Raw genomic sequence first — 26,192 nt, forward strand, 5'->3', positions numbered from 1 at the left:
CGCGCACAGGCCGGCGACGGGCCCGCGCCAGGTTTCAGGGGTGACCTGACGCGGACCCGTCGCCGTGTCTCAGGGGGCGAGGGTGACCTCGGCCGCCGCCGGGGCTGGGCCGCTCAGCGCGTCCAGCGCTCGCCGCAGCGCCGTGGAGGAGGTGTGCATCGTGTAGGGGAAGTAGACGACCTCGACCCCGACCGGGGCGAACTGCTCCTCGAGCAGCCGCCCCTTCTCGGTCCCGCGCCAGTCGTCACCCTTGAAGAAATGGGTGAAGCCCACGTCCTGCCAGGCGTCGAGCTTCGACGGGCTGGTCTCGACGTGGACGTCGTCGACGAAGCGGATCTGACTCACGATCTCGGCGCGCTCGGCCGTCGGGATCACAGGCTCGATGCCCTTGACCTGCCGCAGTATCTCGTCGCTCACGACGCCGGCGACCAGCAGGTCGCAGTGCTGCTTGGCGTGGCGCAGGAGGTTCAGATGCCCCACATGAAAGAGGTCGAAGGCTCCTGCCGCATAGCCGATGCGCATGGTCGGACTCCTCCTCGGGTCGCGGTCCGCCCGCAGTGGGTGAACATGCGATCCAGAGTACCGGGTAAAGCGGTAAAAAGGTAGAAAACGGACATATGAAATGGCGTGGCGCGTCGAGTCCGCGGCAGGGGTCGCGAGCCGGCGGCTCGACGAGGGGTGCTTGTGCAGCGGCGTTGTCCGGGCCGAGAATCTGGCTCGGGCTCAGTCTTGCGCCCCCGCGAGCAGGCGGTCCACGACCGGCAGCAGCTCCGCGGCCGTGATCGCGTCCTCGCGCGACGATCCGGGGTTCCCGCTGAGCGCGGCGTCGAAGTAGAGTCCGTCCCCGATCAGCAGGATGGCGTGGGCGGTCGCCTCCTCGGAGACCTCCTTGCGGATCAACTCGAGCCACTGTCGACGGGCGCGGTCCATCACCTCCTGTGCTCCGGTGTGGGACTCCTGGGCGAGCTGGGCGACGGCCACCAGGGTGCGATCCAGGGCGCAGTCGGTCCACACGGAGGTGCGCACGTAGTAGCGCGAGGGGCCGTCCGGGGCGGCGCGCATGGCGGTGATGTCCTCGGCCATGAGCTCGTCCAGGCGGTCGATCAGCCCCTCGGTCAGTGCGTCCTTCGAGGTGAAGTGGTAGAGCAGGCCGCCTTTGGAGACGCCGGCCCGTGCGGCGACGGCGCTCAGGGTGGTGGCGCGCTGGCCGTTCTCGAGCAGGATCGCGCCATAGGCGTCGAGCAGGGTATCGCGTGCGGACATGAGACCGACCTTACTGGGGGAGGGGTTTCCGGAGCCTTGAACTGTACCGTCTGGACGGGTTAGTTTGGTCAGGGCGTCCGATCCCGTCCTCGACCCGCTCCGTCCTCGACCCGCCCCTGGAGGTCCCTGTGCTCCCCGCTCCCACGACCCCGGTGACCGAGCGCCTCGGCGCCGGCGCCCGCTGGTGGGCCCTGGCCGTGCTGACCCTCCCTGTGCTGCTCATCGCGATCGACAACACGGTGCTCTCCTTCGCGCTGCCCGCGATCTCCGAGGCGCTGGCGCCCAGCGGCCAGCAGCTGCTGTGGATCGTGGACATCTACTCGCTGGTCCTGGCCGGGCTGCTGGTGCCCATGGGCTCGCTCGGCGATCGCCTCGGACGGCGCCGTCTGCTGCTGATCGGGGCGACGGGCTTCGCCATCGTCTCCGCGCTGGCCGCCCTCTCCCCGGATGCAGCCACGCTGATCGTGGCCCGCGCTCTGATGGGCTTCTTCGGGGCGATGCTGATGCCCGCCACGCTCTCGCTGATCCGGAACATCTTCACCGATCCTGTGCAGCGCCGCACCGCCATCGCAATCTGGGCGGCGGCGTTCTCCGGGGGTGCTGCTCTGGGGCCGATCGTCGGCGGTTTCCTCCTCGAGCACTTCGCATGGGGCTCGGTGTTCCTGATGGCCGTGCCCGTGATGCTTCCGCTGCTGCTGCTCGGCCCCGTGCTGATCCCCGAGTCGAAGGATCCCGAGCCGGGCCCGGTCGACCTCGTCAGCGTGCTGCTGGTGCTGGCGACCATGACGCCGCTGGTCTACGCTATCAAGGTCCTCACCGACAGCGGCCTCGCGCTGGTTCCCGTGCTCTGCGCGCTGATCTCCGTGGTGGCCGGCGTCGCCTTCGTGCGCCGACAGCTGGCGCGCTCCCACCCGATGCTCGACGTCACTCTGTTCACGCGTCCGGTCTTCACCGGCGCCGTGCTCGCGAACCTGCTCAGCGTGTTCTCCCTGGTCGGCTTCCTGTACTTCGTCTCCCAGCACCTGCAGCTGGTCAGCGGGCGCTCGCCGATGCAGGCCGGCTTGGTGCTGGTGCCCGGCCTGGTGGTCACGATCATCGCGGGCCTGCTGGTGGTGCGTCTGGTCCGATACGTCTCCCCGGCAACGGTCATCACCGGCGGACTGCTGTTGAACGCGCTCGCCTTCACGTTGGTCGCGGTGACCGGCACCTGGGGCTCGGACCTGCTGCTGCTGATCGCCTTCGCCCTGCTCGGGGCGGGAGTGGGCGCTGCGGAGACCCTCAGCAACGACCTCATCCTCTCGGCCGTGCCGGCGCGGAAGGCCGGTGCTGCCTCGGCGATCTCCGAGACCGCCTACGAGACCGGCGCCGTGCTCGGCACCGCCGTGCTGGGCAGCCTGCTGAATGCTGCCTACAGCCGTCACGTCCAGCTGCCCGTCGAGCTCTCGGACGCCCAGCGTGCCTCCGCCTCCGAGACCCTCGGCGGGGCCACCGCCGTCGCCGGCGAGCTGCCGAGCACGCTGGCCCAGCCGCTGCTGGCGTCCGCCCGGGCCGCCTTCGACTCCGGAGTGCTGCTGACCAGCGGCATCGGGGCCGTGCTGATGGTCATCGCTGCGGTCATCGCCCACCGCACCCTGCGCCAGGCGACCTGAGGCGGGCTCGCCCCGTGGACCGTGGACCGTGGACTCCATGGACCGGTGGCTCCGTATATGTGGTTCGCCGGTCGATAGAGTCCCGCGTTCCCTGCCCGTCCGGGCCCCTCAGGCGCCCGCCCCGCCCCGCGCCGGGTCAGACTGCGCGGATCCGGGAGGGTGCAGGAGGGCGAAGGTGGTCCCCCGCGACGCAGGATGGCCAGCAGCATCGGGCGCGTCGTGCGCCAGCTGACGAAGACCTGTTCCCAGGTCAGGCGGGTGACGCGGAAGCCGAGGAACTGCAGCTCGAGGTCACGCGCCCGGTCCCGCGCGTACTGCTGCTCGTCGTCGTGGAACTCACGGCTGTCGCACTCGATGATCCAGCGTCGCCCCGCCAGGATGTCCACGCGACCAACCGTCCCGATGTGCACCTGGACTCGCATGGGCACGCCCAGCGACTCCAGCCACCAGCGGACCGTCGTCTCCGTCCCGGAGCCGGCGCCTCGACGGATTCGTCCCAGGTCGCGCCTCTGGCGATGGGGGAGCGAAGCCACGATCTGCTCGGCCTGGTGGTCAGTGACTCTGCCCTGTTCCAGAGCGGATTCGAAGAGCGTCGCCGCGTCGACCGCGGCGAGGCAGCGCGCGGCGTGCTCGAGGACGAGGGGCAGCGGGGGAACGGGAGCGGTGTCGGGCCAGCTCCGCAGGGCCGGGCCGTGGTGGAGCAACGGCACGGGCGCCTGCGGGGTGCCGAGCCTCTTCCCGCCACGGCGCCGGATCGGACGGGCCGTCGCCAGGTTGTCACCGTCGGCGCGAGGGCCGCGCGCCCTGCGATGGCCGCGCGCCCGGCGAGGGCGGAAGACGTGCACGGCGTCCGGACGCGGCGGTATCCACAGTCCGTGCAGAGCGGCGGCGTCGAGGCAGGTCGGACGCACGCCCTGCTGCAGGATCGCCACAAGATCCGGCGGGGCGGCGGCGGTGACGTACCAGGGCTGAACGCTTCGGACCGACCCTTCCCGCAGCCACGTAGCGAACTGCCCTGGCTCGAGATCGAGATCATCGACGTCGGATCGATGGATGATGCCGGGGATGTGCATGGGCCGAGCTGAGCATCGCCACGTGGTCACCGCCAGCGAGGGGCGCCCGATTGTGGACGAGGAGGCTCGAGGGCTTGCGGGGGAGGACGGTCGGAACCGCCAGGGAGTCCCGGCACTGGACGCTGCGGAGGACGTCTTCGTCCCGCCGACCGCTCCAGGGGCGTGCGCCGGTCGAAGACGTCCCGTGCATCGGGGAACGCCCCGTCTGAGCTGCCCGACCGTCCGCACTGTCCGGCCTTCCGAACGGCCCGACGGTCCACGCTGCCCGGCCTTCGGAGCTGCCTGTCCGTCCACGCTGCCTGTCCGTCCACGCTGCCCGTCCGCGACGCCCGCCCGCTGCGGTCGTGAGCATCCCTGTCGGGACCTGCGAAGGTGTGGGAATCTGGCCCCATGCGCCTTCCCGCCGACAGCCACGTCCACAGCGAGTTCTCCTGGGACACCGGCGGCCCCGACTCCGCCGCGCGCGGCACGATGGAGGCGAGCTGCCATCGCGCCGCCCGTATCGGACTGCCGGGGCTGTTCTTCACCGAGCACCTCGACCTCGAGGATGCCTGGTTCAGCGACCCCGAGGACTTCGACGAGCACGAGGCGCATCTGCTGGGTGAGGACGGGATCGTCACCGTGCCCCGCTTCGAAGCGGACGGGTACCTGGCGAGCATCCAGCGCTGCCGGGCCGCCGTCCCCGCGCTGTGGATCGGCACCGGTCTCGAGGTCGGCCAGCCCCACCTGCGCCTCGAGGCCGCCGGGAGGCAGCTCGACCTGGACCACTTCGACCGCATCCTCGGCTCGCTGCATACCCTGGAATTCGAGGGGCGGCGGGCCGAGCCGAACACGCTGTTCAGGCGGCTGCCGGCCGACGAGGTGGTCCGCCGCTACCTCGCCGAGATCCCCGCCCTGGTCGCCGGGGACGAACCGTTCTCGGTCGTCACCCACCTCGACTACGCGGTGCGGTACTGGCCGGAGGACGAGATCGGCCCCTTCGATCCTCGCGCGTTCGAGCGCGAGTTCCGCGCAGCGATGGAGGCGATCGCAGAGAGCGGGCGCGCGTTGGAGATGAACACCCGACGCCTGTGGTCCTGGATGCCGCAGTGGTGGGCAGAGTCCGGGGGCCGCAGGGTCAGCCTCGGCAGCGATTCGCACAGCCCGGCCGCACTCGCCCATGGCTTCCCCGAGGCGGTCGCGATGATCGAGGCCTACGGCTTCCGGCCGGGCCGGCACCCCGAGGACCTCTGGACCCGCTGAGCCCGGCCGACGCCGGTCCGGCCGACGCCTGCCCGATCGACGCCTGCCCAGTCGATGGCGGCCCGGCCGGCCGCGCGCACCAGGAGACGGGCACCGCCGTTCACTCACCCAGCCGCATCCACCTGTCCCCGCGCACCCGCACCCCCAGCGAGACCGCGCGGGCGATGAGGAAGATCAGCGTGCACGCGACCCACAGGGCCGCCAGCGCCCACGGCCCTGCCCAGCCGGAGTAGTACACCAGCACCGTGAACGGGAGGGTGACCAGCGCGTTGATCACGCCGACCTTCGCCAGGTAGGGGGCATCGCCGGCACCCATCAGCACTCCGTCGAGCACGAACACGTACCCGGCCACGGGCTGGGCGATCATCAGCACCCACAGGGCCGCGCGCAGGTTCTCCTGCACGGCGACGTCCGGGGTGAACAGGCCCGGGATCACGTAGCTGGCCGCCAGCAGCAGCACCCCGGTGACCACGCCGCCGCCGACGCCCCACACCATCAGCCGACGGGTCACGGCGCGCACGGAAGCGGCATCGGCCGCTCCGAGGAACCGACCCGTCAGCGCCTGGCCGGCGATCGCCAGTGCATCGAGGGCGAGGGAGAGCAGCGTGAACACGGTCAGGGCGATCTGATGGGCGGCGAGCTGCACGGCGCCGAGCTGGGTGGCCACCAGCGTCCCGGCCAGCAGCACCACGCGCAGGGACACGGTGCGCACGAACATCGGCAGCGATTCACGGCCCGCCGAGGCCACCTGGCCCAGGTGCGGCCGCAGCGCCACCTGCTCGCGGCGGGCGGCGCGCACCACGATCGCCAGCAGCACCAGCGCCATGCCCCACTGGGCGATCACCGTGCCGATCGCGCTGCCGGCGATGCCCAGCCCCGCCCCGAAGATCAGCACCGCGTTCAGCGGGATGTTCACCACCGCCCCGGAGACGGCCACGATCAGCGGCAGCCGCGCATCCTGCAGGCCTCGGATCAGCCCGGTCGCGGCCTGCACGGTGAGCATCGCGGGCACCCCGAGGGCGCTGAGGTGCAGATAGGTGACGGCTTCCGTGAGCACTGCGGGGGAGGGGCCGAACAGCGACAGGATCCCGGCGCCACCGACCAGGAGGACCACCACCGCTGCGGCACCGATCATCAGCGCGAGCCAGCAGGCGTCCACCCCGCGCGAGATCGCCTCGCGGCGGCGACCGGCCCCGAAGGCACGGGCGACGGAGGCGGTGGTCGAGTAGGCGAGGAACACCGACAGCCCGATCACGGTGGTCAGGACCGCGGACGCCAGGCCCAGGCCGGCGAGGGAGACGGTGCCGACCCGGGCGATGAACGCTGAGTCGGCCATCAGGAACAGCGGTTCGGCGATCAGGGCGCCGAGGCTGGGGACCGCCAGGCGCAGGATGTCCCGGTCGACGGTGCGCCGGGCGCGACGGGCGGACCCGGGGGTCGCGGTATCGGGGGAGGTGGGGATGGAGGGATCGGGCACGCCTCCATTGTCGAGCACCTCGCCCGAGCGGGCACGTGCGCCCCGGCACAATGCGCTACCCGACCGCTGCGCCGTCGCAGCTCTCCGACGGCGCACCCGCGGCGCCTCCGCCAAGCGCCCGCGACGGCGGAGCGGTCCCGGTGTCGGCCACCTCACCCTGGGGCGTGCACTTCTCCTACGGAGGTCGGATACCTCGATACAGGTCCGTATGGAACAGTTCCTTCCAGGGTCCGACGACGAGCCCTCGGACGCGGGATGTCGCCGTGTCGACCACCCCGTCATCAGCATCTCCCGAGGAGCAGGATGAACCGCCTCGCCCGCCTGAGCCTGAACAACAGGTCCTTCATCGCACTGGTCTGCATCGCGGTGTCGATCATCGGCGCCTTCGCGATGACCACGATGCGCCAGGAGCTCATCCCCTCGGTCTCGCTGCCGCAGATCCAGGTGATGACCTCCGCGCCGGGCTCCTCCTCCGAACAGGTCCAGGACCGGCTGACCCGACCGATCGAGCAGTCCCTCAGCGGTCTGGAGAACGTCGAGGGCACCTCCTCGAGCTCGCAGGCCGGGGTCTCGATGGTCACGATCGAGCTGGAGTACGGCACCGACACCGCCCGCTCGGCCAACCAGGTCGACGCGGCGCTGACCCGCATCGAGGACCAGCTGCCCGAGAACGCGGACCCGCAGGTCATCGCCGGCGGCACCAGCGACCTGCCGGCCGTGGTGCTGTCCGTCTCCTCCGACTTGGATCCCTCCGAGCTCGGCTCCCGCCTGGACGAGGCCGTCACGCCCGAGCTCGAGCGCGTCGAGGGCGTCTCCTCCGTCGCCGTGATCGGCGCCCCCGAGGAAATCATCCAGATCACTCCCGATGAGCAGAAGCTCGCCGAGAACGGCCTCACCGAGAACGACATCTCCACCGCCCTGGACGCCAACGGGCTGTCCCTGCCCGGCGGTTCCGTCACCGACGGCGACCGCACGCTCGACGTGGTCCTCGGCGAGAAGATCGACAGCATCGAGTCCCTGAAGGGCATCATGCTGATGCCCGAGGGCGGCTCCGAGGAAGGCCAGCAGGGTCAACAGGGTCAGCAGGCACCGCAGCCGGTCGCCCTCTCCGAGGTCGCCACCGTCGAGCGCACCACCCAGGACCCCACCTCCATCTCCCGCACCGACGGCCGCGACTCGCTGGTCGTGATGGTCACCGCCACCGCCGACGGCAACGTCGTGGACATCTCCGAGGGCGTCGAGGACGTCCTGGCCGACTCCCTGCCGGGCGTGGGCGGGAACGCCGAGAGCGCCGTCGTCTTCGACCAGGCGCCGTTCATCCAGGAGTCGATCGTCGCGCTCGCCGAGGAGGGCCTGCTGGGCCTGCTCTTCGCGGTCGGCGTGATCCTGCTGTTCCTGCGCCGCGTGCGGCCGACGGTCGTCACCGCGATCTCGATCCCCACCTCGCTGCTGATCGCCTTCATCGGCATGCTGGTCACCGGGTACACGCTGAACATGCTGACCCTGGCGGCGCTGACGATCTCCATCGGCCGCGTGGTCGACGACTCGATCGTGGTGATCGAGAACATCGTGCGGCACCTCGCGTACGGCAAGGCGAGGATGCGCGCCATCCTCGACGCCGTCGGCGAGGTCGCCGGCGCGATCACCGCCTCGACGCTCGCCACCGTGGTGGTGTTCCTGCCGATCGCGATCGTCTCCGGCATGGCCGGGGAGCTGTTCCGGCCCTTCGCCCTGACCGTCGGCATCGCGATGCTCAGCTCCCTGCTGGTGGCGCTGACCATCGTCCCGGTGCTCGCGTACTGGTTCCTGCGCCCCCCGAAGGGGCAGGGGGACGTGGACCCCGACGATGCCGCGCAGGTCGCGCAGATCCGCGAGCGCTCCGAGGCGAAGGAGGAGCGCACCTGGCTCCACCTCATCTACGCCCCGCTGCTGCGCCTGGTCACCGACTCCCGGCCGCGGCGCCTGATCACGGTGGCCGTCTCGTTCCTCATCCTGGTCGGCACCGCCTTCCTGTACCCGCTGGTGAACGTCAACTTCCTCGGTGATACCGGCCAGAACATCGCCTCGCTCACGCAGTCACTGCCGGCCGGCACCAGCCTGGAGCAGTCCGAGGACAAGGCCGAGGAGTCCGAGCAGGCGCTGATGGACCTCGACGGCGTCGAGACCGTGCAGACCACCATCGGCGGCGGCCAGTTCGGCATGGGCGGCGGCGGTGAGAACGAGGTCAGCTACTCGATCACCACCGACCCCGACGCGGACCAGGAGGCCCTGTCCGACGAGATGGTCTCCACCCTGGAGGAGCTGCCGGAATCCGGGACGATCGAGGCGGCCGCCGTCGCCTCGCCCACCGGATCCAGCTCCGTGGACATCCTGGTCACCGGCCCCACCGCCGACGCCCGCCAGCAGGCGAACGACGCGATCCTCGCCGAGCTCGACCCGCTGCCCGACGGCGCCGCCGAGGTCACCAGCGACCTGCAGGCCGAGGAGCCCACGGCGGTCGTGACCGTCGACCGGGAGGCCGCCGCGCAGCTGGGGCTGACCGAGGAGGCCGTGATCGGCATGGTCGCCGGGCAGATGTACCCCGGCGCGATCGGCTCGGTCACCCTCGAGGACACCGAGCTCGACATCTACGTCGAACAGGGCGAGAGCATCGAGACCTTCGACCAGCTGCAGGACATCCAGCTGGCCGGCGGGATCGCGCTGACCGACGTCGCCTCCATCGAGGAGGAGGCCTCGCGCCCCTCGATCTCCACCCAGGACGGGCTGGAGACGGTGACGGTCTCGATCACTCCCGAGGGCGATGACGTCGGCCCCGCAACGGATGCCGCGAACGCGGCGATCGAGGATGCGGACCTGCCCGAGGGCGTCGAGGCGACCGTGGGCGGCACCGCGGCGGACATCGACGAGACCTTCGGTCAGCTCGGCATCGCCATGCTCGCCGCGATCCTGCTGGTGTACGTGCTGCTGGTGTGGATCTTCAAGTCCCTCATCCAGCCGCTGATCCTGCTGGTCTCCATCCCCTTCGCCGCGACCGGCGCGCTGGGGCTGCTGATCGTCACCGGGGTCCCGCTGGGCCTGCCCTCGATGATCGGCCTGCTGATGCTGGTGGGCATCGTGGTCACCAACGCGATCGTGCTGATCGACCTGGTCAATCAGTATCGACGGCGCGGAATGGGGCTCGACGAGGCGATCCACGCCGGTGCCGCCAAGCGTCTGCGCCCGATCCTGATGACCGCCGCTGCGACCATCTTCGCGCTGGTCCCGATGGCGCTGGGCCTGACCGGCAGCGGCGGGTTCATCGCCCAGCCGCTCGCCGTGGTCGTCATCGGCGGCCTGGTCTCCTCGACCCTGCTGACCCTGCTCATCGTGCCGGTGCTCTACCGCATCGCCGAGGGCCCGGGGGAGCGGCGCCGGCTGAAGACCGAGGCCCGCGAGGCCGAGCGGCGCGATGCCCGCGAGAAGGCGCTCGCCCAGCAGCGCGCCGCGCACCGGGCCGAACAGGAGCGCGAGCAGCCCGCAGCGCCGTCCGAGCCCGTGCCGGGCGACGGAGCGGCCACCAGCGGTGGCCGGCGGGGTTCGCGCCAGTCGCTCAAGGAGCGCGGCGGACTGCTGCGGATCCTGCGCGAGCGCCGGCGGCGCTGACCGCCCTTCGCTGACAGCGCTGACGCCGCCGCCCGGAGACCAGGGCGGCGGCGTCTCGCCGGCGGGGCGGGCGCACGTTGCCTGGGGGATGGGCGCACGTTGCCGCTGGCCCGGGCGCACCATAGGCTTCACGCACACGTGTCCACCGGGCGGAGCCGCCCGCGGACCACCGGTCCGTTCGGCGGCGAGGGAGGCGATGATGCGGTCACCGACGAGCGTCGTGGTGGGGATGGCGACCTTCCGCCGGCCGGAGCTGCTGGCCGCGCTCCTGCCGGAGGTCCTCGCGCAGATCGAGCAGGCCGGGGTGGCCACGGAACTGCCCTCGCAGTATCGGGTGGTCGTCGTCGACAACGACCCGGAGGAGAGCGCCCGGGACACAGCGGAGTCCGTGGGTGACCCGCGGATCCGTTACGCCCCCGAGCCGCGTCCGGGGATCAGCAGCGCACGCAATCGCCTCCTGGACGAGGCACGCGACGCCGACGTGCTCGTCCTCCTCGACGACGACGAGACCCCGCACCCCGGATGGCTCGTGCACCTGCTGAGCACCTATGTCGAGCACGACGCCGACGCGGTGAGCGGACCCGTGCACGCCGTGTTCGAAGGAGGGGAGGATCCCTGGGTCGCCGCCGGCGAGTACTACCTCGGCCAGCGCCGCGAGGGAGTGACCACGGGGACCGTGCTGCGCCGGGCCGCGACGAACAACCTCCTGCTGGACATGGAACGGGTGCGCGAGCTCGGACTGCGGTTCGACGAGCGCTTCGGGCTGACCGGGGGAGAGGACTCCCTGTTCACCGGCCAGCTGACCGCCGCGGGAGGTCGGATCGTCTACTGCGCCGAGGCGGTCGTGGACGATCTGGTGCCCCGCGCGCGCAACACCCGCAGCTTCAACCTTGCGCGGCGGCGGGCCCAGGCCGCCACGCATGTGCGCGTCGAGCAGAACCTCGCCACGTCGCGTCGCGCTCGAGCGACCAACGGAGCGCGATGGGTGGTGATCGGGGCCGGCCAGCTCCTCAAGGGCTCGGCGCTCGCGGTCGTCGGTCGGGTCACCGGGGACCTGCGTCGACGAGCTCAGGGCGAGAGCCGGGTCGCCAGCGGGCTGGGGGCTCTCGGAGGGTGCCTCGGGATCGTCTCGTCGCCGTACGCGCGGGCTGCGAGGGCAAGGCGTCGCTGACGGCATGGAACCAGTGCCCGCGAGAGTGGCCTGGTCGGACGCCCCGGTTCAGCTCGTCGGGACGTCGCTGATGATGTACTTCGTCTTCCCGCCGGTGTAGGGCAGGGATTCGACGTACTCGATGCGGACGGGGACCTCGTCACGGATGCGCTCCCGCAGTTCGCTGACGGCCGTCTCGATGTGTCGGCGCGCCCCGGGCTCCTCTCCCTCCACGACCCGCACCGTCAGGGAGTAGTCGGCCTGCTGGTGGACCTGGAAGAGACGCACTGCCTCGGGATGCGTGCCGAACATCGCCGTGAGCCGATGGGCCAGCGCAGTGCCGCTGGGAAGATGCAGAATATCGTTCGTGCGCCCCTGCGGCGGTTCCATCAACGGCAGGGAGAGGCCGCACGGGCATGGACCGGCGCGCAGGATCCCGCGGTCGCCGGTGCGGTACCGGATCATCGGGAAGACGCGGTTGCGCAGGTCGGTGATGACCAGGTCCCCGAGCTCACCGGGGGCGGCGGGTCGGCCGTCAGCGTCGACGACCTCGATCCGACGCACATCGGCGAAGACGTGCAAGCCGTCTCGGCGTGCGCACTCGCCCGCCATCCACCCGATCTCCGAGCTGCGGTACTCATCGTGCACCGGCGCTCCGAACGCGTTCTCCAGGCGTGTTCGTGCAGACTCGGTCAGCGGCGCCGCCGTGGAGGCGATCGCGAGCGGTTCGGGTACGCGCAATCCCCGCCGCTCCAGGAAGTCGGCGAACTCGAGCAGAGCGCCGATGTAACCCTCGAGCAGCGGGGGTCGGATCCGTGTCATGGATCGGTGGAATGTGGTCATGGTGTCGTCGGTGAGGAGACCGGCATCGAGGTAGACCTGACGACTGGGCCACCAGGACACGTCATTCTTCAGGGTCGCCATGCGGCCGAAGTTCCAGCGGCCGATACGCGCGAGGTTGTCGTACGGCTGTACGCCCCACCATCCGTACATGCGCCAGGCGAGCGCGAGAGCAGGGACCCGGGCATCGTGCATCGTGCGCAGGGGTTCTCCGGTGCTCCCCCCGGTCACGGCCGTGCGGGCCGTCCGTTCCGTGGCTTCCGCGGTGGGGAACTCGTCGCTGTGCTCCTTGATCGTCATGCGGTCCAGAATCGGGATCTCCGCCCAGGCTCCGGAGTCGGCGAGCGCGACAGGATCGATCCCCAGCTCACCGTACGTACGGCGGTAGAACGTCGAGTCGCGCATCGCGGTGCGCACGATGTCCTGGGCGAGTCGGGACTGCAGCGTGCCCAGTGCTTCGGGCGTCAGTTGTTGGTTCTCCAGCAGGTGGCGATGGAACCGGCCGGCGTCGGCATTGATGGTGGAAGCCTTCGCAGTGAAGATCGTTGCCTTCAAGCTCATAGGTGGACTCTTCTTCGGCCTGGTGCGCGATCGCTGGGGCGAACGCACTGGAGAACCCCGGCACCGAGCGGTGTCAGGAGCGTGCGTATTCCTCGTAGAGATGGCCGCGGGCCCCCGCGAGCATCCCGCGCCCGCGATGAAAGGTCCGCATCCCACGGGCGTCGTGCCTCAGGTGCTGCCGGGCGCGTCCGTAGCGGTGGCGTGCAAAGCCGGCCGTGATCCGGGCAGTCCCGCCGACGAGGTACCGGCCTCGCAGCGCGAGGCGGCGTGTGGGACTCGGGGCGAGGCGGAGGTTCACGTGCACCAAGCCGTTGCCGGCGCTGAAGGCGCGCTGCGTAGCCCATTCGCGCGTGAGGCGGGAGGAGACGACATAGTCCTCGGCCGCGGACTCGTTGCACCACACGATGGTGCCGCCCAGTTCGACGAGCTGCCTGGTGAACAGCGTGTCCTCCCCGCCGCTGAGCCCGAGCGACTCCTCGAAGCGGACGCCGAGCTGTTGGATCTGGTGCATGTCGAGCATGAGGTTCCCAGCGGCTGCGGTCAGGAGAAACGTCCCGGTTGGTCGCTGCGGCCGACGGAACGTGCCCGAGGCGATCACCCACGGATCGGTGTCCTCATAGAAGACGGAGATGACCCGGCCCGCGACGGCGCTGGTGCGATGTTCTCGCCACACCTCGATCAGCGAGGTGAGCCATCCGGCGAGGGGGATCTCGTCGTCGTCGAGGAAGGCCAGGAGATCGCTGTGACGACCCTCGTCCAAGGCGCGGTTGCGAACGGCGGAGATACCCGGGGACTTCTCACGGACGTACCGCAGGTCCAAGGGCGTCCCGTCGACGGCGGCCCGGGCGGAACCGTCCGGATCGTTGTCGATCACGAGCACATCGACGACGGCGTCCTGGGTCTCGGCGATGCGGTCGGGGAGCGCTGCCAGTAGTGCGGCGAGCTGCTCCGGTCGTCGGTACGACGGGATCGCCACGGTGATCCGCAACGGTCCGGAGAGGGGTCGATGCCTCTCCGCCAGGGGAGGCAGGTGCTGTGTGGGCCGGGGAGGTGAGGACGGCGGGCGCCGGACGAGCTGGGCGGCTCCGGCGAGCAGACCGCGCCCTGCGGCGAGCAGCCCCCTCGGCTCGGTGAACGCCTGCTTCCGGCCCCCGCGCATCCAGATCAGAGCGGACTGTCGGGGAGAGGCCAGCACCCAGCGTGCCCAGTCCCTCCCGCGCACATGTCGACGCCCGAAGAGCATCCGATTACGGATGTTGTAGAAGTAGTAGGTCGGAGACTTCGTCCGGTCGCTTCCGGCGTCCTGGGTGCCGCCCTCGTCGTGCACGACGAGCAGGTCGGGACGGATCTCAAGACGCATCCCTCGTTCCACAGCGCGCCGGGAGATGTCGACGTCCTCCCAGTAGAGGAAGAAGTCCTCGCTGAACCCACCCAGCAGATCGAGAGCCCGAGCGCTGAAGGCCAGGCAGGCGCCGCTGAGCCAGTTCCCCCACTCCTGGTCGTGGTCGTGCTCCGACCAGCCCGAGCGCATCTGCCCCGTCCGTCGATGCACGCCCGCCCCGCGGAAATGCGGGTGCCCGTCCCCGGTGTCCATGAACGGTGAGACCAGGGCCAGTGGATCAGCGGTCACATGCCGGGCGAGCTCGCGCAGCACGTCCGCCGAGGCGACCGCATCGGGATTCAGGGTGATGAATGCGCGGTGCCCCTGCTCGCGAGCTGCTGCGGCCCCACGATTGACACCGGCTCCGAAGCCGTCGTTCGCCGAGGCGACGAACATCCAGCCGCGCTCCAGACACAGTGCCTCCGCCTGCTCGCGGGAGTCGGAAGAATGGAAGTTGTCGACCAGGACGACGAGGGCGCCCTCATCCGCATCGACGTCTGCTCCGATGTTTCCCGCGACCAGCGAGGGCTCTCCGTAGTTGACGATGATCACCGCGTACGCGGTGGTGCTCTGTGCGGCCACGACACTCCTCAGCTCCGGTGCCGACGACGGTGCCGGCAGATCCACCCTTACAGGTACCCATCATGAATCAATTGTCCGATTTACACCAGATGTCGGACATGACAGGATGGTGGGAACCGTATCTCCACAGCAGGCCGCCTCTCGCCCTGCCGTTCTCTCGCCGGGGAGGCATCGTGATCGCCGAGTCGTACCGCCAGCTCGCTTACGCACAGAAGGGCCATGCCCGGGGTGCTCCGGCTTATTCCGTCTACGTGAACCGTCGCCTGGGGCGAGCGCTCGCTGCCGGTGCTCACGGTGCGGGGCTCACGCCCAATCAGGTCTCCGTGATCAGTGCAGCACACTCCTTCGCCGCCATCGGCCTCATCGCGCTGGCTCCAATTCATGTGGTGACAGGCCTGGCGATCTCGCTGCTGCTCGTGCTCGGGTACGCCTGGGACTCGGCCGACGGTCAGGTCGCGCGCCTGCGTGGTGGCGGCAGCACCCAGGGGGAGTGGCTGGACCACTTCATCGACGCGCTCAAGATCTCATCGCTGCACATCGCCGTTCTCGTGGGCCTGTATCGCGCGCTGCCCTCGGAGCAGTCGTGGGTGCTGGTCATCCCGCTGATCTTCGCGGTCGTCGCCTCGACGACCTTCACCGCGATGCTCCTGAACGACCTGCTCAAGGGCAAGCACGCCACAGCCTCCACCCACGAGCGCGGCGGGGGAACCCTGCTGCGCTCCCTGCTGGTGGTACCCACGGACTTCGGCCTGGTCTGCCTCGTTTTCGTGCTGTGGGGGTGGACACCGGCCTTCCTGGTCGGCTATGGACTCCTCATGGTCGCGGGAGCCGGGTTCCTGGCGCTCGCCGCCGTGAAGTGGTTTCGGGAGATGGGCGCGCTCGAGGCGGAGAGATGAGTTCCGAACTGATCCTCGTCGTCTGCGCCGCGAACGTCTGTCGATCACCGCTGGCGGAGCTGCTCCTGCGGCGCGGACTCGAGGGCGTCCCTGGGATTCATGCGGCGAGTGCCGGCACGCTCGCTCAGGATGGCGCGAGGATCTGTCCGCTGGTGACGTCGTGGCATGACGACGAAGCGTGGGGCGCGGCGTCGACGGCGCATCGTTCGCGCCGTGCGGATGCCGAACTGCTGGAGCAGGCGGAGCTGATCCTGGTCTCGTCCCGGGATGTCCGGGCGGACGTGGTCCTTGCTGCGCCGGAGGTGCGTGGTCGCACGTACACGCTCCGCGAGGCAGTACATCTGGGGGAAGAGTTCGACTCGGCGTCGCAACCTCGGCACGTCGGCACGGTCGCGCGGTACGCCACACACCTGGACCGCGCGCGAGTTGTCCGGGGAGCGGTCCCGGAATCACATCGGCGCTGGTGGCGCCCCCGGCGTGCGGACGGGTCGGATATCGCGGACGGGCATGGGCAGGGGCGATGGGTGCATCGGGCAGCCCTTACCGAGGTCCTCGGGGCGACCACTGCCGTCGTGCGGCAGCTGGGTGGCCGCCTCGCATGACCGCGGGAGCGCAGCAATCACAACCGCGTGACCGAATTGCCCGTTGCACGAAGTTTGTGGTGAGTCTACGATGGCGGCGAGTCGCGACCTCGCGGCTCGGCCGCGATGAGGCGGCATATGACGTCGTGGAAGTCAGGGGCACGGGATGGTCAACTCGTCCGGAGGACGCTGGGCCGATGGGTCGCCGCGCCCGATGACTTCCGCGCTCGCCGCTGCTGCCGGGCTCCTCCTCTGTCTCGCGGTCGCCGGATGTACGCCTGAACCGCCCGAGCAAGGAGCTCCGACCACTCCTGAGGGCGAGCAGCCACCACCGTCAGGATCGTCCACGCCGTCCACGCCGTCCACGCCGTCCGCGCCGGAGAGCGACGAGCCGACCTCTGATGACGGCACAGCGACGGGAGCGCCTGAGGACGAGGACGGAGCTCCTGATGATGCAGGCGGCCCCGACGAAGAGGGGGACGCCAATGGTGAGGACGAGGACGCGACCGACCAGGACATCAATGCCACCGACGACTGGCAGGCGCCCGACGACGTGACCGCCGAAGGCCCGACCGCCGCACCAGCGCTTCCCGAGGTGAACGGTCAGGTCGGGGAGGACGTTGCCCTGCCGACCGAGGTGGTCGTTTCGCTCACCTCGATCACGACGACCACGCTCACCGCCGAAACGCCCGGGGAGTACTCGGGGCCGGCTGTCGTCGTCGGCGTACGCGTCACCAACGAATCGGACTCACCTCAGCCGGTCGGGTCCGCCGTCGTCTCCCTCGCCGCCGAAGACGGGGAGATGGGCGTGCCCACCTGGGCCTCGCCGAATGATCCGCTGCAGGGCGAGGTGCCCGCGGGCACCACGGCTGAAGGCACCTACGTGTTCATGCTCGACCCTGCGGACGAACGGTCCGTGTCGGTGCGCGTGAACTATTCCGCGGGCGAACCGGTGGCCACGTTCACCGGCACAACTTCATGACCAGCTTGCAGTCCCACTCTTCAGGTACTTCCGACAGGGGCAGACGATGAATACTTCACCTCGACGTGACGCGATGCGGCGGGTCTTCGGGCTGCTGGTGTCGCTGACGCTGCTCGGCGGTGGGATGACGGTGGCGTTCGCCCTGTCGTTCAACACGATGGCGGATGCTGCAGACCAGCCATCACCGCCACCACTGCTGCAGCGCACCGAGGACGTCGTCACCGCTGATCCGCTCCCGACGGTCCAGATCGACAACGGGTACGTGTGGGCCCAGGAGACGATCGGCTCGACCGTGTACGCCGTCGGCGACTTCGACAATGCTCGGGCACCGTTGGCGGATCCTGGGACTCAGCTCACGCCGCGCTCGAACGTCCTCGCATATGACATCAACACCGGAGATCTGTTGCCATTCGCGCCGCAGGTCAACGGGGTCATCAAGGCCGTCGCAGCGTCGCCCGACGGTAGTCGGGTATACATCGGCGGATCGTTCACCTCTGTGAACGGACAGACTCGGTACGGCATCGCAGCCCTGGACGCGACCACCGGCCAGCTGGTGCCGGGGTTCCAGCCGGCCATCGGGGGGTCCGGCGTCTACGCGCTCGTCGCAGAGGGCTCGATGGTTTATGCAGGAGGCCTCTTCACCCAGGCGAACGGGGTCCCGCGGCAGAATGCCGCCGCTTTCAACGCCAGCAATGGCGCCCTTATGCCGTGGGCCCCGCAGACGGACCGGCAGGTCGATGCCATGGTCGCCGACCCCGGGGGCGAGAAGATCATTCTCGGCGGACGCTTCTCGCAGGTGAACGGGGATACGTCGATGCGAGGCGCAGCTGCGATCGATGAACTGACGGGAGCGGTCGATGGCGAGTGGGCGCTGACGCAGACCGTGAAGAACGGGCTGGGTTCGGGGAACAACCGCGGGAAGGCGGGTATCTTCGCCCTCGCGACCGATGATGATGCCGTCTATGGGACCGGGTGGGTCTTCGCCAACCTCGCCACGGGCAACCTCGAGGGAACCTTCGCCGCGGAGGCCGATACCGGCGAGGTGCGCTGGATCGCAGACTGCCTCGGTGACCACTACGGCGTCTACTCCACCGGAGAGACCGTCTACACGACGAGCCACACCCATGCCTGCTCGACCATGGGGTTGCACCCCGAGCAGAGCCCCCGGGACTACCGGTACGTCGAGGCATACACCACCGACGCCCGCGGACTGCTCGGGCACAACCCCCATGCGGGAGGAACGTACCAGGACTGGTTCGGGACGCCTGGACCCTCCGCCTACGCGTGGTACCCCGACTTCTATGTCGGGACGACGTCCGGTCTGGGCCAGGCAGGCCTGTCCATCACCGGCGTCGGCGACACCATCTCCATCGCGGGAGAGTTCGTCGGCGTGAACAACCAGCGCTTCGAAGGGATCGTACGGTTCTCGACGAACCCGCCGCAGGGGGCGAAGGAGGGGCCGAGAATCTCAGGCTCGGACTGGAAGCCCACGGCGAACTCCTTCGTCCCCGGGCGGGTGCGGGTGGCCGTTCCCGGTAACTGGGACCGCGATGATCTGAACCTCACCTACGAGCTGCATCGCTCCGGCACGAGCGAGCCGGTCGACACGGTGACCGAGCCCTCGACCTGGTGGGATCATCCGGGAGTGGTCCTCGAGGACACGGCTGCAACGGCGGGATCGTCGGCCACGTACACGGTCGTGGTGCGCGATGGCGACGGGAACTCCGTCACCAGCGAACCCGTGTCGACCACGGTCGCCGCCGGGGTCGCCTCCGAGTACGTCACAGCAGTCATCGACGACTCCCCGCAGCTCTATTACCCTCTCGGGGACACGATGCAGGACTGGGCGGGAGCCAATCCGCCGGAGGCCGGCAACGGGGTCACGGCAGCTGATCCCGGCATCGAGAATTCATCCACGGGCTACTCGGACCTCAACGGGTCGAGCTCGGGGCGGGTCGCGAGCAGTTCGACGACCCCTGCTCCCGAGGAGTTCTCCACCGAGCTCTGGTTCCGCACCACGAGCTCCCAGGGCGGGAAGCTGATCGGATACGGAAGCTCGGCTTCTGGTGACTCCAGCAGCTACGACCGCCATGTGTACATGAATGACTCCGGCCAGATCGTGTTCGGCGTCTACCCGGGCTCGGCGAAGACGATCCAGAGCGTTCCGGGATACAACGACGGCCAGTGGCACCATGTCGTCGCGTCACAGAGTGCCGATGGGATGGAGCTCTTCCTCGACGGGTCTCTGGTGGCGGGTGATCCGTCGGTCACGACGGCCCAGAACTACACGGGGTACTGGCGGATCGGTGGCGACAACCTCAACGGATGGCCCAACAGCCCGAGTTCGAACTATTTCGACGGTGCGATAGACGAGGTCGCCGTGTACGGTCACGCGCTCGATTCGAGCCAGGTGGCCACGCACTACGGCATCGGCAAGGGCTTCGGGGCTCCGACCTCCTCCTTCGCCGCGACCTCCGAGGGTCTTGACGTCGCGGTCGACGCCGAGGGTTCCTCCGCAGCCGGTGGCGCCACGCTCGAGGAGTACCGCTGGGACTTCGGCGACGGCAGCCCGGAAGTCACCGGCGAGACAGCGACGCACACCTACGATACGACCGGCACATTCACCGTCACGCTCACCGTGGTCGACAGCAACGGCCTGAGCGCGACGAGCACCCGCACAGTGGACGTGACCGGACCGAATGCGGCGCCCAGCGCAGAGATCGAGACCAGCCTCTCGGGTCTGACAGTGACGGCCGACGGCTCCGGATCCTCCGATCCGGACGGGCAGATCGCCTCTTACGAATGGGACTGGGGGGACGGGGAATCCTCCACCGGGCAGGTCGCCTCGCACCCCTATGCCGCGGCCGGCGCCTACACCGTGACCCTGACCGTCACCGACGACCAGGGCGGAACAGCGCAGACGACGGCGCCGGTCACGGTCACCCACGCCGAACCGACCGCAGTGTTCACCTCAACCACCTCCGGGCTCGCGGTGGACGTTGACGCCGGGGGATCGGTCGCTTCCGATGATGCGTCCCTCAGTTACTCCTGGGACTGGGGGGACGGCACGGCGACTTCTGACGGCAGGAGCACCTCCCACTCCTACGTTGCGAGCGGCGACTACGAGATCACTCTGACCGTGACTGACAGTCTCGGGGCCACAGACATGACGACGCAGTCGGTGTCGGTGACCAGTGAGGTGTTCGCGGCGTCTGATTCCTTCGAGCGGACTGTGGCCAGCGGTTGGGGTTCGGCGGATGTCGGCGGCGAGTGGACGTCGACCGGCTGGGGAACTGCGGCGATATCGGTCGGCGACGGTGCTGGGACCGTGTCGCTGGCTCCTGGCGTGGGCCGGAACATGGTACTGAGCGACCTGTCGTTGGCGAACAGCGGGTCGGAGATGACCTACACGCTGGATGGCGGGCCGTCCACGGGCTCCTCCTACATCGGGCTGACCTCTCGCTACGGCGACGACGGTGAGTATCGCTCGCTGGTATGGCATCGGGCGGACGGCTCGATGTGGCTGCTGGTCCAGCGAGGCGGCGAACTGCTCGAGGCTCTCCCGGTGTCTGAGCAGTGGGCGGCCGGGGATGCATTCCACCTGCGGACCGAGGTGGAGGGAGGGCCGAGTGCGACGATCCGGGTGAAGGTGTGGCCGCAGGGTGCATCCGAGCCCGTCGGTTGGCAGCTGGAGACCACGGACTCAAGCGCGGAGGCGCTGACCGGCTCCGGTGCTTCGTCTGTGTACCTGTACCGTTCCGGCTCTGCCACCGGCGCGGCTCCGATCCACATCGACGACTACCGTGTCCAGAGCTCGGCGAGCACGGAAGAGCCCGCCGAGAATCTCGACCCGGTCGCAGCCTTCACGTCCTCGATCTCCGGCCTTGCAGTGTCCGTGGATCGTTCGTCCTCCACCGATGACGACGGGACTGTCATGTCCTACGAATGGGACTACGGAGACGGAACCGCAGACACGGGCGAGACGTCATCGCACGAGTATGGCGATGCAGGTACGTACGAAGTCACCCTCACCGTGACCGACGACGATGGCGCGACCCACACGACGACCCGGTCGGTGTCGGTGACCAGTGAGGTGTTCGCGGCGTCTGATTCGTTCGAGCGGACTGTGCCGAGCGGCTGGGGGTCGGCGGATGTCGGCGGTGCGTGGACCTCGACGGGATGGGGCTCTGCAGCAATATCGGTCGGCGACGGCGTCGGGACCATGGCGCTGACTCCCGGCGTCGGGCGGAACATGGTGCTGGACGAGACTGCGTTGACCGACAGTGCTTCGGAGATGACCTACACGCTCGATGGCGGGCCATCCACGGGATCGCTGTATATCGGACTGGCATCCCGCTATGGCGCAGGCGAGTATCGCTCTCTGGCGTGGCATCGAGCGGATGGGTCGATGTGGTTGCTGATCCAGCGGAATGGCGAAGTGATCGAGGCGCTCTCGATGTCCGGGCAGTGGACAGGTGGAGACTCCTTCCATCTGCGGACCGAGGTGGTCGGTGAGTCCAGCCCGACGATCCGGGTGAAGGCGTGGCCGCAGGGCGCATCCGAGCCGGTGGGCTGGCAGCTGGAGATCACCGACACGAACCCGCAAGCGCTGACGACGCCGGGAGCGTCCTCGGTGTATCTGTACCGTTCCGGCTCAGCTTCCGGCGCGGCTCCGGTCCATATAGACGAGTACCACCTCTCGGACCTCGCCGGTACGGCAGCGGCGGCGCAGAGAATGGCCATCGCTCCGGAGGATGAGACCCCTACCGCGCAGGAGAAGACGGGGGCGTCCGCCACCGAGGACACCGAGAAGACCGGGGCTGTGGAGTCCCCGGAGACCGAGAAGGCTCCTGAGCCGCCCACGGAGAAGAAGGACGCTCCCGCGCCATCGAAGGACTCGGCCGCTCAGGAGGATCTCGACCAGGAGAAGAACGCAGGCGCGGCGTCGGAGACCGCGCCCGAGGCCTCGGACCCCGAGCCGACGGATCCGGGCTCTGCCGAGGCCCTGGACGGCGCTTCGGATGACACGCCGGAGCCGAAGCCAACCGATGGCGACCCGGCAACGACCGGTGAGGAGTCGGCCTCCGACCAGGAGGATTCCGTGCCGGCACCGGAGGACTCGAAGTCCGAGGAGGAGCCCACTGCAGATGCGCAACAGGCCCCCGAGGAGGCACCGGCAGACGACTCGAATGAGGCGGAGGACGCGACCCCGGTCGAGGATCCGGAACCTGCGACAGATTCCCGCATCGAGGACAAATTCGACCGGACTGCGGAGTCGGGATGGGGCGAGGCGAACCATGGAGGCACGTGGTCGTTGGCCGATGACTCCGAGGCGACCCTGAACGTCGCAGACGGCGTGGGTCGGCTGGAGCTCGCTCCCGGATCCACGGCGGATGTCCTTCTCGATGGCACACCCGTCGCCGCGGCGACCGCCGAGCTCACCTTCCGCGTCGAGGAAGTCAATGCAACGGGAGGCACCGAGGTCGGAATTCTCCTCGGCCAGGACGGCGACTCTCCGTACCGTGCAGCGGCCTCGATGCGGCCGGACGGATCAATCTGGCTGACAGTGTTCCAGGGCGAGGAACAGGTGCTCGAGCAGCAGATCGAGGACATGACGTACGAGACGGGCACCACGTACACCCTCGCCGTCTCCGGTGACGGAGAAGACGGGACCGCCCTTGCGGTGAAGCTCTGGGAGACAGGGAACGACGAGCCTGCGGACTGGCAGCTCACCGCCACGGCGGACGACATCGCCTCTCCTATGGAAAGTGGGCAGGTCGGTCTGACCGCCGCGCGAGGGGACGAGGCAGGTGGAAAGGCGACAGTCGCCGTCGAGGAGTTCACCATGGCTCCCCAGGACTAGGATCGCGAAGCATGACCACTGCCGCGCCGACCGCGCTGCTCGCCCTCGGTGCCCTCGCGGCGCTGGTGGTCGCGGTGATCGCGCTCCGCGCTCTCCCCAGGGGATCCGTCGTCGCGTGGGTCTTGGTGCTCTTCTTCGTCCCGGTGTGGGTCGGGATCAGCGTCGGCTTCTTCTGGTCCGCCATCACGGCGCTCACCGTGCTGCTGCTGCTCGTGTCGTGGGCGAGAGTCTCGCTGCGCCTCGCCGACGGGTGGATGGCTGCGTTCCTCATCGTGCTGTGCGGCATGTTCGCGCTGAAGGGCGTGGCTCTGTCTCCGACCGTCACGGCGGTGCTCGAATGGGTCGTCCCGTATGTCTGGGGGCGCGTCGCCTGCGCACGGGTCGGAGTCCGCTGGGTGACGCGTACTATCGCAGGTGTCGCGGTCGTCGCAGCCGTGCTCGGCGTCCTCGAGTTCGCGACGTCCTTCAACCCGTGGGTGCTGGTCCCGGGCCCGGAGCCGCTGTATTCGACGTGGAGCGAACTGCAACCTCGGGGTGGTGTGCTCAGGGTCGAAGGGGCGTTCGGCCACTCGATCGCATTCGGAACGACCCTCGCAATGTCGTCGGCGTTCGTGATCGCGGCGCGTTGGAGGCCCGCTCCCACGATGCTCGCGCTCGGTGCGCTTGTGGCTGCCGTCGTGCTGACCTTCAGCCGAACGGGGGCCATCACTCTGGCACTCACCATCACCTTGTCGGTTCTGCTGCTTCCGGGCCTGTCCCGGTGGTTGCGTGCGGGGATCGTCGGTCTCGGCGTCGTCGTCGCCGTGGTCGTCCCGGTGCTGAATTCCGTGCTCGGCGCTGCCGGTGAGGAGGCCGAGGTGAGCGCCGAGTATCGGACAGACCTGCTGGTGCTTCTTCGCCAGGTGGATCTCTTCGGCAACGCAGGGGATTGGGCCACTCTGGTCTCGGGCGACTTCTATCTCGGATACTTCGAGCGTTCGGTAGATAATGCGCTGCTCTCGATCTTGCTCAGGATCGGCTACGTCCCGACGTTCCTGCTGATCGTTGTGATCTTCTGCGCAGTTCTGATGATGGTGCGTCGCCAGGAGCGGAGCGCGGGCGCGATCGCGGTAGCCGGCCAGATGCCGAGTCTGGTCGTGGTCGCGATGATCACGCAGTACGGGACGTTCTTCTGGTTCTGCGTCGGCCTTGCCATCACGTCGGGTGCTGCGGCATCCGGTCAGCCCGACGATGAGATCGTCCTGGAACGGCCCGGTCGGGGAGCAGGGATTCCTGTTCCGTCCCGGTCCCTGTGGGCGCCGTGACCGATAGGATCGAGCCATCAGGGGGTGTTATGTCCGATTCACGGGTGGATCTGTCGTTCCTTCTCACCGCGCTGCGCAAGCTCTGGTGGGTGGTCGTGCTCGCCGCCGTACTCGGTGCTGCGGGCACCTTCGGGTACGCATCGCTCCAGACGCCGCTGTACACGGCGACCAGTTCGCTCCACTTCTCCATCGCGCAGAGTGACAGTGCTACCGACCTGAACCAAGGGTCGAACTACACGCAGAGCCAGATGCTCTCCTACGCCCAGCTGGTCGAAGGCTCGCTCGTCCTCCAGCCGGTTATTGACGAGCTGAATCTGGAGGCGACGCCGCGCGGGCTGTCGAGCTCGATCTCGGTATCGATTCCCCAAGACACCTCGACGATGGAGATCACGGTGACCTCGGCGGATCCCGAGCGTGCAGCAGATCTTGCTTCCGCAATCTCCGAGCAGCTCATCGAAGTGCTCGACGAGGCCGGCTCGAAGACCGCGGACGGCTCCCCGTCGGTGACCGTCACGATCTACGACGATGCGGTCCCACCCCGGTCGCAGTCCTCGCCGGACAGGTCTCGGGACACCCTGCTGGGGGGCGTCGCCGGCGGCGTGATCGGTGTCGCCCTCGCGCTGCTCGTCGCGCTGCTCGACACTCGGGTCCGCAACGAGGAGATCCTGGTCGAAGCCGGAGGGGACCCTGTTCTCGGCGTCGTCTCGAAGGCTCCGCTCCTGCAGTCTCGCGCCCTCGCGGTCGCGCAAGAGCCCCTGAGCCCGACCGCGGAGGACTTCCACCGGATCCGTTCCGCGCTGACCTATGCGAATGTCAGCTCGAGAGTGCGAGTTCTGCTGGTGACGGCGGGAATGCCAGGGGAAGGGAAGTCGACCGTCTCAGTCAATCTTGCGATGACCCTGGCTGGTCTGCGCCACTCGGTGCTGCTCATCGACGCAGACCTGCGGCGCCCCCGAGTCCACGTGCATGTCGGGATCGACGGCTCCGTCGGATTGACGAACGTGATGCTCGAGCAAGTCACCCTGGAAGTCGCCACGCACTCGGTGAGCGGGACGACGCTGGACGTTCTTCCCTCCGGCGAGATCCCGCCGAACCCAGCTGAGATGCTCACGTCCCATCGGATGGAGGAGCTGATCGCCGCAGTGTCAGGGAAGTACGACTACGTCATCATCGACACTCCGCCCACCCTCAGCGTCGCGGATGCGAACCTTCTCGCTCCGTTGACGGATGGCGTACTCCTCGTGGTGGACGCGACCAAGACCAGGCGGGCGGCGCTGGCACAGAGCATGAAGACTCTGGAGATGGGGGGTGCCCGGATCCTCGGTACGGTGTTGAATCGGGCACGGCCTGTGCGCGGTAGGGACCGCTACTACGCCGAGAAATAAGGCGTTCTGCGGCTGGGCAGGTGGCCGAAGCGTGCCGCCCGTTCAGCCCGGCGATGGGCGTCGTGAGCGACCGCGGCGGAGGCGGAACGGGCGGTTCGGCGCCGTAACGTGCGGCCGCAGCCACTTGTCCGCACTGCATGCAGAAACGGACATATCGTGATAAGTTGGGCCACTGATGGCGTGAGCGGCTCACAACGGGGCCGAAGCCTCAGGTTCCGCTTCAGACGGGGTGATCGATGTGGCACTTCGGCCCGAGGACGTGACGGAGCGTCGTCGTCGAGCAGACCTTCGGCGTCTGTGGTGCGTGCGCCCTCACCGATT

Annotated in this window: 15 protein-coding genes; 10 read left to right on the forward strand and 5 right to left on the reverse strand. The window is 69.0% G+C overall.

What is annotated here, in order from left to right; genetic code table 11:
• Nucleotides 1–69 precede the first annotated feature (69 nt).
• Complete coding sequence (locus JOF44_RS14130; protein WP_209892664.1) at nt 70–522, reverse strand: FAD synthase family protein; 453 nt, start codon at nt 520–522, stop codon at nt 70–72.
• A 201-nt stretch (nt 523–723) separates the two neighbouring features.
• A complete protein-coding gene (locus JOF44_RS14135; protein ID WP_209892669.1) occupies nt 724–1,263 on the reverse strand; it encodes a TetR/AcrR family transcriptional regulator in 540 nt (179 codons plus the stop codon).
• Between the two features lie 128 nt (nt 1,264–1,391).
• Between JOF44_RS14135 and JOF44_RS14140 the strand changes: the two genes are divergently transcribed.
• Both JOF44_RS14140 and JOF44_RS14145 read left to right on the forward strand, forming a co-directional pair.
• Nucleotides 1,392–2,912, forward strand: a complete 1,521-nt coding sequence (locus JOF44_RS14140) for an MFS transporter (protein ID WP_209892670.1) — start codon at nt 1,392–1,394, stop codon at nt 2,910–2,912.
• A 1,463-nt stretch (nt 2,913–4,375) separates the two neighbouring features.
• Entirely contained in the window at nt 4,376–5,227 is an 852-nt protein-coding gene (locus tag JOF44_RS14145; RefSeq protein WP_209892671.1) for a PHP domain-containing protein, read from the forward strand.
• Between the two features lie 100 nt (nt 5,228–5,327).
• Here JOF44_RS14145 and JOF44_RS14150 read toward each other — a convergent pair whose 3' ends face one another.
• Nucleotides 5,328–6,704 carry an MATE family efflux transporter gene (locus JOF44_RS14150; protein ID WP_377785264.1) on the reverse strand — a complete coding sequence of 459 codons (1,377 nt, stop codon included), beginning with the start codon at nt 6,702–6,704 and terminating at the stop codon, nt 5,328–5,330.
• 303 nt (nt 6,705–7,007) lie between these two features.
• Between JOF44_RS14150 and JOF44_RS14155 the strand changes: the two genes are divergently transcribed.
• Nucleotides 7,008–10,346 (forward strand): efflux RND transporter permease subunit, encoded by a 3,339-nt coding sequence (locus JOF44_RS14155; protein WP_209892672.1) that lies wholly within the window; start codon nt 7,008–7,010, stop codon nt 10,344–10,346.
• Nucleotides 10,347–10,542: 196 nt separating this feature from the next.
• Complete coding sequence (locus JOF44_RS14160; protein WP_209892674.1) at nt 10,543–11,517, forward strand: glycosyltransferase family 2 protein; 975 nt, start codon at nt 10,543–10,545, stop codon at nt 11,515–11,517.
• A gap of 48 nt (nt 11,518–11,565) precedes the next feature.
• Here the strand turns inward: JOF44_RS14160 and JOF44_RS14165 are convergent, their stop codons facing one another.
• Complete coding sequence (locus tag JOF44_RS14165; RefSeq protein WP_209892677.1) at nt 11,566–12,897, reverse strand: phenylacetate--CoA ligase family protein; 1,332 nt, start codon at nt 12,895–12,897, stop codon at nt 11,566–11,568.
• A gap of 73 nt (nt 12,898–12,970) precedes the next feature.
• Complete coding sequence (locus tag JOF44_RS14170) at nt 12,971–14,860, reverse strand: glycosyltransferase family 2 protein (protein WP_209892680.1); 1,890 nt, start codon at nt 14,858–14,860, stop codon at nt 12,971–12,973.
• Between the two features lie 173 nt (nt 14,861–15,033).
• Here JOF44_RS14170 and JOF44_RS14175 point away from each other — a divergent pair, with 173 nt between their 5' ends.
• The 6 genes from JOF44_RS14175 to JOF44_RS14200 all read left to right on the forward strand — a co-directional run bounded on the left by JOF44_RS14175 (nt 15,034) and on the right by JOF44_RS14200 (nt 25,871).
• Nucleotides 15,034–15,756: a CDP-alcohol phosphatidyltransferase family protein gene (locus JOF44_RS14175; protein WP_209892683.1), complete on the forward strand. Its 723-nt coding sequence runs from the start codon at nt 15,034–15,036 to the stop codon at nt 15,754–15,756.
• A complete protein-coding gene (locus tag JOF44_RS14180; protein WP_209892687.1) occupies nt 15,753–16,358 on the forward strand; it encodes an arsenate reductase/protein-tyrosine-phosphatase family protein in 606 nt (201 codons plus the stop codon). The genes JOF44_RS14175 and JOF44_RS14180 overlap by 4 nt, the downstream gene beginning before the upstream one ends.
• Before the next feature lie 193 nt (nt 16,359–16,551).
• Nucleotides 16,552–17,319, forward strand: a complete 768-nt coding sequence (locus tag JOF44_RS14185; RefSeq protein ID WP_245348953.1) for a hypothetical protein — start codon at nt 16,552–16,554, stop codon at nt 17,317–17,319.
• A gap of 46 nt (nt 17,320–17,365) precedes the next feature.
• Nucleotides 17,366–23,182, forward strand: a complete 5,817-nt coding sequence (locus JOF44_RS14190) for a PKD domain-containing protein (protein ID WP_245348954.1) — start codon at nt 17,366–17,368, stop codon at nt 23,180–23,182.
• Nucleotides 23,183–23,256: 74 nt separating this feature from the next.
• Complete coding sequence (locus tag JOF44_RS14195; RefSeq protein WP_209892692.1) at nt 23,257–24,486, forward strand: hypothetical protein; 1,230 nt, start codon at nt 23,257–23,259, stop codon at nt 24,484–24,486.
• Complete coding sequence (locus JOF44_RS14200; RefSeq protein ID WP_342591790.1) at nt 24,474–25,871, forward strand: tyrosine-protein kinase domain-containing protein; 1,398 nt, start codon at nt 24,474–24,476, stop codon at nt 25,869–25,871. Before JOF44_RS14195 ends, JOF44_RS14200 begins: the two co-directional genes overlap by 13 nt.
• The last annotated feature ends 321 nt before the right edge of the window (nt 25,872–26,192 follow it).

Origin of the sequence: Brachybacterium fresconis (assembly GCF_017876515.1) — a bacterium.
Lineage (GTDB): Bacteria > Actinomycetota > Actinomycetes > Actinomycetales > Dermabacteraceae > Brachybacterium > Brachybacterium fresconis.